The sequence below is a fragment of the Flavobacterium sp. genome (genome assembly GCF_043780635.1).
Classification (GTDB): Bacteria; Bacteroidota; Bacteroidia; order Flavobacteriales; family Flavobacteriaceae; genus Flavobacterium.
This window is the reverse complement of the sequence record NZ_JAYWCK010000178.1, coordinates 1-13,372: the sequence shown is the minus strand read 5'-3', so window position 1 is coordinate 13,372 and position 13,372 is coordinate 1. Positions and strand designations below refer to the sequence as shown.

The following is a 13,372-nucleotide window of genomic DNA, read 5'->3' as shown; positions in this document are numbered from 1 at the left end:
ACCAGCTTCTTCCATATTAGCGTCAGGGTTTTTTGCTTGCCAGTTGGCAATTACAGATAAAACCAATTTTTCTAATTTTCTTGAAGCTTCTTTAGAACTGAATCTTAATATGTTAAGTGCTCTTTCTACCTTCTGACCTCTTACTAGATCTGCTACTAAGCGCATTTTTCTAGGTGAAGTAGGGCAGTTATTCAATTTTGCAAAAGCCAATGACTTGTTAGCCTCTTTTCTTGCATCTGCTGTTTCTCTTTTACGAACTCCCATTGCTTCTTATTTTTTACCTTTATTTTTTGCTCCAGCATGACCTCTAAAAGATCGAGTTGGTGAAAACTCTCCTAATTTGTGACCTACCATGTTTTCTGTTACGTAAACTGGTACAAATTGACGACCGTTATGAACTGCGATTGTTTGTCCAACAAAGTCTGGAGTAATCATAGAAGCTCTAGACCAAGTCTTTACTACTCCTTTACTACCTTTTTCAATGTTTTCCTGAACTTTCTTGTCTAACTTATAATGAACGAAAGGTCCTTTTTTTAATGAACGTGCCATATCTTATTATTTCTTTCTACGTTCTACAATATACTTGTTACTCGGGTTTTTCTTAGAACGTGTTCTATAACCTTTAGCAGGTATACCGTTTCTAGATCGTGGATGTCCTCCAGAAGAACGTCCTTCACCACCACCCATTGGATGATCGACAGGGTTCATTGCTACTGGTCTTGTTCTAGGTCTTCTTCCTAACCATCTTGTTCTACCTGCTTTACCAGATACAACTAATTGGTGGTCTGAGTTAGAAACCGCTCCAATTGTAGCCGAACAAGTCAACAAGATTAATCTTGTTTCACCAGATGGCATTTTGATTGTTGCATATTTTCCGTCTCTCGCCATTAATTGTGCAAATGTTCCAGCAGAACGAGCAATTACAGCTCCTTGTCCTGGTCTCAATTCGATACAAGATATTACAGTTCCTAATGGAATTCTGCTTAATGGTAAAGTATTACCTATTTCTGGTTGAGATTCTGGACCAGAAACTAATTTCTGACCAACTTTCAATCCGTTTTGAGCAATAATGTATGTTTTCTCACCATCAGCATAAGCTAACAATGCGATAAACGCAGTACGATTTGGATCATATTCTATTGATTTCACTGTCGCTGGAATTCCTTCTTTTGTACGTTTGAAATCAATGATACGATATCTCTGCTTGTGACCACCACCCGTATAACGCATGGTCATCTTTCCTTGACTATTTCTACCTCCAGAGTTTTTTATCGGCGCTATCAAAGAGCGTTCCGGCTTATCAGTTGTAATGGCGTCATAACCATTCACAACTCTAAATCGCTGACCTGGGGTAATAGGTTTTAATTTTCTTACTGACATTTTTCTATCTTAGATATTGTTGTAAAAATCAATTGTTTCTCCTTCTTGTACTTGTACAAATGCTTTTTTAGCAGCATTCGTCTTTCCACTGATAAGTCCACTTTTAGTGTATTTTGTAGTTCTATCCGGTCTTACATTCATCGTATTGACACTCAAAATAGTTACTCCATAAGCAGCTTCAACAGCCTTCTTAATTTGCACTTTGTTTGCTTTTTTGTCAACGAAGAATCCAAAGCGGTTTAATACTTCACTTTCTTTGGTTACTTTTTCTGTTACTATAGGTTTAATTATGATGCTCATATCCTATTATTTGCTTAAATTTTCTTCAATTACCTCTAAAGAACCCTCTAAGAGCACTAAACTATTTGTGTTTAGAATGTCGTAAGTACTTAATTCTAAGCTACTTATAACCTTAGACGCCTTTAAATTGCGTGACGACAAATATACATTTTTATTCGAATCGCCCAACACAAATAAAGATTTTTTATTTTCCAACCCTAAAGCTTTCAAAACATTGATGAAATTTTTAGTGTTTGGTGTTTCAAAATTGAAGTCTTCAAGAACAATTATGTTTGCTTCTTTTGCTTTAATTGAGAAAGCAGATTTTCTTGCTAGACGTTTCAAGCTTTTATTCAATTTAAATGAATAACTTCTTGGTCTTGGTCCAAAAACTGTTCCACCACCTTTAAACAATGGATTCTTTGCACTACCCGCACGAGCAGTTCCAGTTCCTTTTTGTTTTTTAATCTTACGTGTACTTCCCGCTACTTCAGCTCTTTCTTTTGCTTTGTGCGTTCCTTGTCTTTGATTAGCAAGATATTGCTTAACATCAAGGTATACTGCGTGATTATTTGGTTCAATTGCGAATACTGAATCAGAAAGTTGAACTTTTCTACCAGTATCTTTTCCGTTGAAATCTAATACTTTTGCTTCCATTACTTGTGAATGATTACATAAGAGTTGTTACATCCAGGAACACATCCTTTAATAACAAGTAGGTTCTTTTCAGTCACTACTTTTAAAACTCTAAGGTTTTGAACGTTTACATTTTCGCCTCCCATACGTCCAGCCATACGCATTCCTTTGAATACTCTAGATGGATAAGAAGAAGCTCCTACAGAACCTGGCGCTCTTAAACGGTTGTGTTGACCGTGAGTTGCTTGTCCTACACCACCAAAACCGTGACGTTTCACAACCCCTTGAAAACCTTTACCTTTAGATACACCTTGTACATCTACAAATTCTCCTTCTACAAACATTGAAACGTCTATAACGTCTCCTAATTTTTGTTCTGTTGCAAAATTTTGGAATTCAACGACTTTTTTCTTAGCTACAGTTCCTGCTTTTTTAAAGTGACCAATGGCCGCTTGCGTGGAATGTTTCTCGTTTTTGTCATCGAAACCAAGTTGCAACGCTTCGTACCCGTCAACACCTTTGGTTCTGACTTGGGTAACAACACATGGTCCAGCTTCGATTACTGTACAAGGAATATTCTTCCCGTTTTCGTCGAAAATGCTAGTCATGCCGATTTTTCTACCAATTAACCCAGACATAATTATTATTTATTAATTATTAAAAAATTGCATATTATACAATGCAAATTGTATTAAGAAATATCCTAATACAATTTACAGTGCAGAATTAAATACAATATACCTATACTTTGATTTCTACTTCAACACCACTTGGCAATTCTAATTTCATCAAAGCATCAATTGTTTTTGATGATGATGAATAAATGTCAATTAATCTCTTGTATGACATTACTTCAAATTGCTCTCTCGCTTTTTTGTTAACGTGTGGAGAACGTAGAACGGTAAAAAGTTTTTTATGAGTTGGTAACGGAATTGGTCCTGTTACTACTGCTCCAGTGCTTTTTACGGTTTTTACGATTTTCTCGGCAGACTTGTCTACCAACATGTAATCGTAAGATTTTAATTTTATTCTGATTTTTTGACTCATTTTCTTAAAGATTAAGCGGTTCCTTTTGCTTTTTTGATAACTGCTTCCGAAATATTGGAAGGTGTTTCTGCGTAGTGTGAAAATTCCATAGTAGATGTTGCTCTACCAGATGAAAGTGTTCTTAATGTTGTAACATAACCGAACATTTCTGATAACGGCACATCAGCTTTGATGGTTTTAGCACCAGCTCTGTCACCCATATCATTCACTTGACCTCTACGACGGTTGATATCACCTACGATATCTCCCATGTTTTCTTCAGGTGTAATAACTTCCATTTTCATAATTGGCTCTAGAACAATTGCACCGGCAGCTTTTGCTACTTCTCTGTAACCCATTCTAGCAGCAAGTTCAAAAGAAAGTGCATCAGAATCGACAGGATGAAAAGATCCGTCCAATAAAGTAACTTTCAAACTATCTACTTGGTATCCTGCTAAAGGACCAGTTTTCATAGCTTCTCTGAAACCTTTTTCTACAGATGGAATATATTCTTTAGGAACGTTACCACCTTTTACAGCATTTATAAATTGTAAACCTTTAACAGATTTACCATCTACAAGATCTGCTGGTTCTAATCTAAATACGATATCACCAAATTTACCACGACCACCAGATTGTTTTTTGTAAACTTCTCTGTGTTGAGCGGTTTTAGTAAATGCTTCTTTGTATTCAACTTGAGGCTCACCTTGGTTTACTTCAACTTTGAATTCACGTTTCATTCTATCAACAAGAATATCTAAGTGTAATTCTCCCATTCCTGAGATAATTGTTTGCCCTGAAGCTTCATCAGTTCTAACTGTAAATGTTGGATCTTCTTCCGCTAATTTAGCCAAAGCCATACCCATTTTATCTACGTCAGCTTTAGTTTTAGGCTCAATAGCAATACCAATTACCGGTGCTGGGAATTTCATTGACTCAAGAATGATTGGGTGTTTTTCATCACACAATGTATCTCCAGTTTTGATATCTTTAAATCCAACTGCTGCTCCAATATCACCTGCTTCGATATAATCGATTGGGTTTTGTTTGTTAGCGTGCATTTGGTAAATACGAGAAATTCTTTCTTTGTTTCCTGAACGAGTGTTCAAAACGTAAGAACCTGCATCTAAACGTCCTGAATAAACACGGAAGAAAGCTAAACGACCTACGAATGGGTCAGTAGCAATTTTAAATGCTAAAGCAGCGAATGGCTCTTTAACATCTGGCTTACGCAATATTTTAGTTTGATCTTCTTCTAATAAATCAGCGTCATCAGGATGAATTCCTTCGATACCTTCTTTATCCATTGGAGATGGTAAGTATTTACATACTGCATCTAACATGAATTGAACCCCTTTGTTTTTGAAAGCAGAACCAGCAATCATCGGAATGATAGCCATATCCATAGTCGCAGCTCTTAATGCATTATTGATTTCTTCCTCAGTAATAGATTCTTCATCTTCCATGAATTTCTCTAAAAGGTTTTCATCATAATCAGCAACTGCTTCAATAAGAATTGATCTGTATTCTTTTACTTCTGCTAGCATATCTTCTGGAATAGGCACAACATCATAAGTAGCACCCAAACCTTCTTCATGCCATACAATAGCTTGATTTTTTACTAAATCAACTACTCCTCTGAAGTCATTTTCTTCACCAATTGGCAAAGTAATGGCCACAGCATTAGACTTCAACATATCTCTCACTTGTTGACATACCATCAAAAAGTTAGAACCTTGTCTGTCCATTTTATTTACGAATCCCATACGTGGCACTCTATATTGATCTGCTAATCTCCAGTTCGTTTCTGATTGAGGCTCTACACCATCAACAGCACTAAACAAGAAAACCAACCCATCAAGTACACGTAAAGAACGATTTACTTCTACAGTAAAATCAACGTGTCCTGGGGTATCAATAATATTAAAGTGATAAGGAAGTGATTCAGGTAAAATTTTACCTTGTTCAGTTGGAAAATTCCATTCACAAGTTGTAGCAGCAGAAGTAATTGTGATACCTCTTTCTTGCTCTTGTGCCATCCAGTCCATTGTTGCAGCACCATCGTGTACTTCACCAATTTTGTGTGACTTTCCGGTATAGAATAATATACGTTCCGTTGTTGTTGTTTTACCAGCATCAATGTGAGCAGCAATTCCAATATTTCTTGTAAATTTAAGATCTCTAGCCATTTCTTAAGAATTAAAATCTAAAGTGAGAGAAAGCTTTATTAGCCTCTGCCATTTTGTGAGTATCCATTCTTTTCTTAACAGCAGCTCCTTCTTCTTTAGCCGCAGCTAAACATTCTGAAGCTAATCTTTGAGCCATAGATTTTTCGTTTCTTCTTCTTGAATAAAGAATCAACCATTTCATGGCCATAGAAATTTTTCTGTCTGGTCTAATTTGCATTGGAATTTGGAATGTAGCTCCCCCTACTCTACGACTACGTACTTCTACGTGAGGCATAACGTTAGTTAAAGCATCTTTCCAGATGTCTAATGATGGTTTTTCTGCATCTTGCTTTTTAGTTTCTATAATGTCAATTGCATCATAAAAAACTTTAAAAGCTGTTGATTTCTTACCGTCCCACATTAAGTTGTTTACAAAACGTGTTACCAATTGGTCGTTAAACCTTGGATCTGGTAAAAGTGGTCTTTTCTTTGCCGCTCTTTTTCTCATGTCTTTTTGTTTTAGAAATGTTTAAGGTTAAAAAGGTCATAGTTTAGCTAAAGCCAAACTTTTAAACTTTTAAACTTCTAAACTTTTCAAATTACTTTTTTGCTTCTTTTGGGCGTTTAGCACCATACTTAGATCTTCTTTGCGTTCTTCCTGCTACACCTGATGTATCAAGCGCACCACGAACGATGTGATATCTAACTCCTGGTAAATCTTTTACCCTTCCACCCCTAACTAATACTATCGAGTGCTCTTGTAGATTGTGTCCTTCACCAGGGATATAGGCATTTACTTCATTACCATTTGTCAAACGTACACGCGCTACTTTACGCATTGCAGAGTTTGGTTTTTTTGGTGTAGTAGTGTAAACACGCGTACAAACCCCTCTTCTTTGAGGACAAGAATCTAAAGCAACCGATTTACTCTTCTTAGTTATCTGAGTTCTTCCTGTTCTTACTAATTGTTGAATTGTTGGCATAATTAATACTAAAAATTTCTTATATATTAAATTTCCCGCTTTTTACGGGGTTGCAAATGTAGTAATTATTTTTTTCTAAACAAACCATAATTAATTAATTTTTGCAAGAAGTAAATATTTGTACTTTAACACTATACAGAATAGCCTTTATAACTATCTTGATTAAAAATAAAACAATAGATATGGTGCAATTTCGTTAAGATTACCTTATCTTATAAATACTAGAGAAAACTTTGAATATTTGCATTACTTTTATTGAAATTTAACGCGTTTGAAAAACCTAATTCTATTTATATCGCTACTTATCTTCGGTTTGAATTGTTCTGCCCAGAATTTTCATTTAAAATTAATTAGCACTTCAGCGCCAGAAAATAAAGTTGTTGATTCATTGAACTACATCCCGAAACACACAAATCTTAAATCCATAACTGACGAGATAAATATAGTGTCTGAAAAACTAGCAAAAAAAGGCTATATCGAGAATCAACTCCTTGAAAACACTAAAGAAAATGATTCTAGTTATATAGCTAAATTCAGCTTGGGCGAAAGAATAAAATCAATACATATATATATAGGTAGAAATCCGGCTTTAAATAAATTGATAGCATTAGATAAAATAAAAGACACTTTAACTCTACCTTATGAAGAAATAGAACCTTTTTTAAACAGTACTTTGCAAAAATTGGAGCAAAAAGGTTACGCACTGGCAAAAGTGAAATTAATCAACATTCAAAAGAAAAATAATTCACTTTACGCTGATTTACAATTTGAGTCTAATCAACAAAGAAAATTAAACTCCATTGTTGTGAAATATGAAGAGAGCAACAAAAAAAACAGTTTCCCCGAGGGACATTTAAGACAAATCAATCGAAAATACCACAACATTACATTCAATCAAGATATCGTTCGCAAGATTCATGATGATTTCGATAAATATGGATTTGTAAACCAAATAAAAAATCCAGAAATATTATTTACCAAAGACACTACCAAAGTATATGTATATCTCGAAAAAAGAAAATCCAATACTTTTGACGGCTTCATTGGCTTTTCAAATAATGAAAGTAACAAATTAGTTTTTAATGGATATCTTGATTTAACATTGGAAAACACACTTCGAGCTGGAGAACAATTTTCACTTTATTGGAAAAGTGACGGCAATAATCAAAAAACGTTCAAAACTAGTATAGATTTGCCTTATTTATTTAAAAGCCCTATGGGTATGAAAGCCCAAATATATATTTTCAAACAAGACAGCATATTTCAAAACACCAAAACTTCCATTGATTTGGGCTATTTTATGGATTACAACACCCGAATCTATGTAGGTTATCAATCTACTGAATCCAGTGATATTCAAAACACAAATAGCAGCACCATCAGTGATTATAACAACTCATTTCTAACAGCAAATTTAGAATACTCAAAATTTGATTTCATAAATTCAACTTTTCCAAAAAAAACAAATCTTTCCATTACAATAGGACTGGGAAAAAGAAAAACAACAGATTTAACCGAAACTGCAGGGACAAGTAAACAGACTTATATTAACATTAACGCAATGCATAACTTCTATTTGAACAAAAAAAACTGTTTTAACATAAATTATCAAAATTATTTTTTGAAAAGTGACACTTATATCATCAATGAATTATACCGTTTTGGAGGAATCAATTCCATTCGAGGGTTTGCCGAAAATAGCCTGCAAGCAAACTTTATGACCGCAATAATCACAGAATATCGCTATATAATTTCTCCTGATTTGTATCTGCATTCCATTATCGATTATGGCTATTATCAGGATGATAGCATAAATTATAAGGGGAATCTACTAGGTTTTGGACTTGGATTGGGGGTGCAAACCAAAAACGGATTACTCAAATTGGTTATTGCAAATGGGAGCACAAAAACACAACAAATAAAATTTTATAACACTATCATTACTATATGTTATAATGTTAAATTTTGATAGTAATCAAAAAAAGGTTTTCATTTATTAGGAAAGTTAACAAATTATTAAGATTTTTGTCTCACTAATTCAAAATATTTAAAAATGAAACTAAAGTTTAATGGATTCTTAGTACTATTAGTAGTACTTGTGGCGCAAATTACTTTTGCGCAAGAGAGAGTTGTTTCGGGTACTGTTTCTGACAATGCAGGAATGCCTTTACCAGGTGTGAGTGTATTAGTAAAAGGAACTAAATCTGGAACACAAACAGATTTTGATGGGAAATATTCTATCAAAGCATCGTCAAGTCAAGTCTTGATTTTTAGCTATGTTGGGATGAAAACCCAAGAAATTACTGCCAGTTCGGCTTCTGTTAATGTAAAAATGCAATCAGACGCAGAACAATTAAGTGAAGTTGTTGTCACAACCGCTTTAGGTATTAAAAGAGAAAAAAAATCTCTTGGATATGCCACACAAGAGGTAAAAGGTGAGGCTGTATCAACAGTAAAAAGTTCCAATTTTGTAAACTCACTTTCGGGTAAGATTGCTGGTTTGGATATTAAAACATCTGGTACTTTAGGCGGTTCTACTCAGGTTATTATTAGAGGTAATAACTCTATAGCCGGTAACAACCAGGCTTTATTCGTTGTTGATGGTGTGCCTGTTGATAACAGCAACACGAACTCATCCGATCAAAAAACTGGTAGAGGTGGTTATGACTACGGTAATGCTGCATCTGATATCAATCCTGACAACATTGAAACTATTAACGTTTTAAAAGGAGCTGCTGCGACTGCCCTTTATGGTTCTCGTGCGTCTAATGGTGTTATAATGATTACTACCAAAAAAGGGAGAAGTCAAAAAGGCATTGGTGTAACCTATAATGCAAGTTTTACTGCAGGAGAAGCAGACAAATCTACTTTGCCTACTTATCAAAATAAATATGGAGCAGGATATGGTCCTTACTATGACTCAGCTGATGGATATTTTAATTTAGCAGATATAAACGGAGATGGTATTGATGATTTAACAACTCCTTTTACTGAAGATGCTTCATATGGAGCTGCTTTTGATCCAACAAAATTGGTTTACCAATGGAATTCTATTTATCCTCAATTACCTGCAACTTATGGGAAAGCAACTCCTTGGGTAGCTGGTAAAAACAATCCTAATTATGTATGGGGCACAGCAACTACTGCCATAAACACTATTACGCTAGACGGCGGTACTGATGTAAGCTCCTTTAAATTAGGATTTACTAACTTAACTCAAGAGGGTAACTTGCCAAATAGCGGTCTTAAAAGAAATACGATAAATTTCTCAGGATCTCATAAATTATCTGACAAACTTACCGCTTCTGCAAGTATGAATTTCATGAAAACTGATGGAAAAGGAAGAAATGGTACTGGTTATTCATCTCAAAACGTAATGCAGCAATTTCGCCAATGGAATCAAATGAACGTTGATTTTAAAGAGCAAAAAGATGCATATTTTCTTACTAAAGAAAACATTACTTGGAATCCTAATGGATATGACAATTTAGCTCCAATTTATTCAGATAATCCATATTGGGTATTTTATGAAAATTATGAAACAGACACTAGATCTAGATACTTCGGTAATGTTTCGTTAGACGACAAACTAACCAGTTGGTTAAGCGTAATGGGTAGATTTTCATTTGATACCTATAATGAACTACAAGAAGAAAGAATAAATGTTGGAAGTTCGGATGTTTCTGAATATTCAAGATACAATAATAGTGTAGCTGAATACAATTATGATTTAATGTTAAATTTCAATAAAAATTTAACCGAAAAATTAAACCTGGAAGGAAACATTGGTTATAACTTAAGAAACAATATTCAAAACAGCATTTTTGCAGCCACTAATGGTGGTCTAAACAAAGCGCGTTTATATTCGCTTTCAAACAGCGTAGGTCCTATCAATGCTCCAGCTGAATATGCAGCAAATAGCATGGTTGATGGCGAGTACATAAGAGCGAGTTTAGGTTATGATGGTTTAGCTTACTTAGAGGGTACTTACAGAACTGACCGTTCTTCAAATTTACCAAAAGAGAGTAACAGATATGATTATTTCTCCGTTTCTGGAAGTTTAGTTTTTTCTAAACTTATTGATGCAAAATGGTTGTCATTTGGAAAGTTAAGAGCTAATTATGCTGAGGTTGGAAGTGATACAAATCCATACAGAGTTTTTAATACTTTTAATATTGGAACCCCATTTAATGGCACTGGTATTGCATCAAATCCTGGAGCTCAAAATAACTTAAACCTATTACCTGAGAGACAAGAAAGTTATGAATTTGGTTTAGAAATGTCTTTCTTAGACAAACGTGTTGGTTTTGATGTGTCTTACTATCACGATTTAAACGTAAACCAAATTACAAGTATTCCATTATCAACCTCTACAGGATATAATTCAGCAGTTTTAAATGCTGGAACTATTCAAAATGAAGGTGTGGAAGTACAATTTAACGTTACACCATTTAAAACAAATTCTTTCAAATGGGATTTAAATCTTAACTGGTCTCAAAATAAGAGTTTAGTAGTTGAATTACTTGGAGGTATTGAAAACTTACAACTAGCTTCTTTACAAGGTGGAGTATCTATCAATGCTACACCTGGACAACCTTACGGAACTATAAGAGGTAGTGATTTCATTTATGCTGCAAATGGTCAGCCAATTGTAAACCAAACAGGTTCCGCTTCAAGAATTGGTACTTACCAAAGAACAACTGCAAGTAACATCGTAATTGGAGATATCAACCCAGATTGGAAAGCAGGACTTAACAACAGTTTCACTTATAAAAACTTAAATTTAAGTTTCTTAATTGATATGCAAAAAGGAGGAGACGTTTTCTCACTAGATACTTGGTATGGTTATGCAACAGGTATGTATGACTTCTCAGCTGCCGATAATGATTTAGGAAATCCGGTGAGAGACCCAATCGTTGGAACTCCTGGAAATTATGCAGCCAACAGTGGAGGTTTTATTGTACCAGGTGTTGCTCCTGATGGAACACCAAATCAGGTTAGAGCTAGAGGTAGTGTTTATACAACCGCTTGGGGTTATGCTAGAGCTCCTAATAAACTTCACGTTTATGATGCTGGTTATATTAAGTTGCGTGAAGCAAGTTTAACTTATAATTTTGACAATAAAGTAATAGGAAAAACACCTTTCACAAATGTTGGTTTATCCTTAATTGGAAGAAATTTATGGATTATCGATAAAAGTACTCCTTATGCAGATCCAGAAGCTGGTCTAAGTTCTGGAAATGTTCAAGGATACCAATCAGGCGCTTACCCTTCTATTAGAGAAATTGGAATGAGTCTTAAACTACAGTTTTAAAAAAAAAAATTATGAAAAAAATAATATTAACAACTATAACTATTTTTGCTTTAATGGCATCATGTCAATCTGATGACCAGTATGAAAACAAAAATAGAGATCCAAAAAACCCTACACAGGTTAGTTCAGAGTTTTTATTCAACGCTGCTACCAAGAGTTTATTTGATCAGATGACTAGCACCAATGTAAACGTAAATATCTTTAGGATGTTAGGCCAACATTGGACTGAAACAACTTACGTAGATGAAGCCAATTATGATTTCAACACACGTAATATTCCACAAAACCATTGGTCTGAAATATACAGAGATGTATTGTTAGATTTAGCTACTGCAAAAATAAACAATGATGCAGACCCTACAGTTCCGGCAGCTACCAAAAAAACAAAAAATGCTCAAATTGAGATTTTGACTGTTTATGCTTGGGCTCAAATGGTGGAAACCTATGGGGATATTCCTTATAGTCAAGCATTGAATGCAGGTACTTATGTATTGCCTAAATACGATGATGCAGCAACTATTTATGGAGATTTGCTTGCACGCTTAACTGCTGCAATACCAAATTTATCAGATGATGGTTTTGGCGCAGCTGACAATATTTATGCTGGAAATAATGCTAATTGGAAAAAATTCGGTAATTCATTATTGTTAAGAATGGGTTTACGTGTTGCTGATGTTCCTGCTTTAGCAGCAAAATCTACAACAGCTATCAAAGCAGCTGTTACTGGTGGAGTATTCACATCAAACGCAGATAATGCTTCTTTAACTTATTCAAATGCAACACCTAATACCAATCCTGTTTGGGTTGATTTAGTACAATCAGGAAGATCCGATTTTGTTGTTGCTAACACATTAGTAGATAAGATGAATACTCTTAGTGATCCTAGAAGACCTTTCTATTTTGATCAAAACAAAGGAACTGGAGTTTATGTCGGTGGGCCTTATGGAGATAACAATAGTTTTACAGCTTATACTCACGTTAGCGATAGAATTATCGACCCAACAAATCCAGCTTGTTTAATGGACTATTCTGAAGTATGCTTTTACTTAGCAGATGCAGCAGAACGTTCTATTTCAGGAACTCCTGCTTCCGCTGCCGGCTTTTATAACAATGGTATTACAGCTTCTTTCGCTTACTGGGGAGCTCCAAATGTAGCAACTTACTTGGCTCAGCCTAATGTGAATTATGCAACAGCTCCTGGAACATATAAAGTAAAAATTGGAACTCAACTTTGGTTGGCTATGTACAATAGAGGTTACGAAGCTTGGACTGCATGGAGAACCTATGACATACCTGGCTTTAACTTACCTGCCGTATCTGATCTACCAGTTCCAACTAGATATACTTATCCAGTTAATGAACAAAATTTAAACAAAACCAACTATACAGCAGCATCAAGTGCAATAGGTGGTGATAAACAAACAACGAAAGTTTTCTGGGATAAATTCTAATTGTCTCTAAAATTATTTCAAAACCATCAGCGCAAGCGAGGGCACTGAAAAAGTCATTTTAGTACTTAATTGATTAATAAATAAGGAGTAGAAAACTAGTTTTTCTGCTCCTTATTTTGTATTTTTAAGTTTAAT

Annotated in this window: 13 protein-coding genes; 3 read left to right on the top strand and 10 right to left on the bottom strand. The window is 34.7% G+C overall.

What is annotated here, in order from left to right; all coding sequences use genetic code 11:
* The 10 genes from ACH2BV_RS15735 to rpsL form a co-directional block, all read right to left on the bottom strand.
* On the bottom strand, nt 1-264 hold a 264-nt coding region (locus ACH2BV_RS15735), incomplete at its 3' end, for a 50S ribosomal protein L22 (protein ID WP_395051729.1).
* A 6-nt stretch (nt 265-270) separates the two neighbouring features.
* Nucleotides 271-549 carry a 30S ribosomal protein S19 gene (rpsS, locus tag ACH2BV_RS15730; protein ID WP_194312441.1) on the bottom strand — a complete coding sequence of 93 codons (279 nt, stop codon included), beginning with the start codon at nt 547-549 and terminating at the stop codon, nt 271-273.
* A 6-nt stretch (nt 550-555) separates the two neighbouring features.
* A complete protein-coding gene (gene rplB, locus ACH2BV_RS15725) occupies nt 556-1,380 on the bottom strand; it encodes a 50S ribosomal protein L2 (protein WP_143391051.1) in 825 nt (274 codons plus the stop codon).
* Nucleotides 1,381-1,389: 9 nt separating this feature from the next.
* Nucleotides 1,390-1,680, bottom strand: a complete 291-nt coding sequence (rplW, locus tag ACH2BV_RS15720) for a 50S ribosomal protein L23 (RefSeq protein WP_194312442.1) — start codon at nt 1,678-1,680, stop codon at nt 1,390-1,392.
* A 6-nt stretch (nt 1,681-1,686) separates the two neighbouring features.
* Nucleotides 1,687-2,316 (bottom strand): 50S ribosomal protein L4, encoded by a 630-nt coding sequence (rplD, locus tag ACH2BV_RS15715; RefSeq protein WP_194312443.1) that lies wholly within the window; start codon nt 2,314-2,316, stop codon nt 1,687-1,689.
* Nucleotides 2,316-2,933 carry a 50S ribosomal protein L3 gene (gene rplC / locus ACH2BV_RS15710; RefSeq protein WP_395051728.1) on the bottom strand — a complete coding sequence of 206 codons (618 nt, stop codon included), beginning with the start codon at nt 2,931-2,933 and terminating at the stop codon, nt 2,316-2,318. The genes rplD and rplC overlap by 1 nt, the downstream gene beginning before the upstream one ends.
* A gap of 103 nt (nt 2,934-3,036) precedes the next feature.
* Nucleotides 3,037-3,342, bottom strand: a complete 306-nt coding sequence (gene rpsJ, locus ACH2BV_RS15705; protein ID WP_040473603.1) for a 30S ribosomal protein S10 — start codon at nt 3,340-3,342, stop codon at nt 3,037-3,039.
* Between the two features lie 11 nt (nt 3,343-3,353).
* Complete coding sequence (gene fusA / locus ACH2BV_RS15700) at nt 3,354-5,510, bottom strand: elongation factor G (protein WP_395051727.1); 2,157 nt, start codon at nt 5,508-5,510, stop codon at nt 3,354-3,356.
* A 10-nt stretch (nt 5,511-5,520) separates the two neighbouring features.
* Entirely contained in the window at nt 5,521-5,997 is a 477-nt protein-coding gene (gene rpsG, locus ACH2BV_RS15695) for a 30S ribosomal protein S7 (protein WP_194312446.1), read from the bottom strand.
* Nucleotides 5,998-6,088: 91 nt separating this feature from the next.
* The gene (gene rpsL / locus ACH2BV_RS15690) at nt 6,089-6,472 is read right to left on the bottom strand and encodes a 30S ribosomal protein S12 (protein ID WP_007136570.1); all 384 of its coding nucleotides are present in this window, start codon (nt 6,470-6,472) and stop codon (nt 6,089-6,091) included.
* Between the two features lie 271 nt (nt 6,473-6,743).
* Between rpsL and ACH2BV_RS15685 the strand changes: the two genes are divergently transcribed.
* From ACH2BV_RS15685 to ACH2BV_RS15675, 3 genes are all read left to right on the top strand, one after another.
* A complete protein-coding gene (locus ACH2BV_RS15685) occupies nt 6,744-8,441 on the top strand; it encodes a hypothetical protein (protein ID WP_395051726.1) in 1,698 nt (565 codons plus the stop codon).
* Nucleotides 8,442-8,525: 84 nt separating this feature from the next.
* Nucleotides 8,526-11,786: a SusC/RagA family TonB-linked outer membrane protein gene (locus tag ACH2BV_RS15680; RefSeq protein WP_395051725.1), complete on the top strand. Its 3,261-nt coding sequence runs from the start codon at nt 8,526-8,528 to the stop codon at nt 11,784-11,786.
* Nucleotides 11,787-11,797: 11 nt separating this feature from the next.
* On the top strand, nt 11,798-13,237 hold the full coding sequence (locus ACH2BV_RS15675) for a SusD/RagB family nutrient-binding outer membrane lipoprotein (protein ID WP_395051724.1): 1,440 nt from the start codon (nt 11,798-11,800) through the stop codon (nt 13,235-13,237).
* Nucleotides 13,238-13,372: the final 135 nt, after the last annotated feature.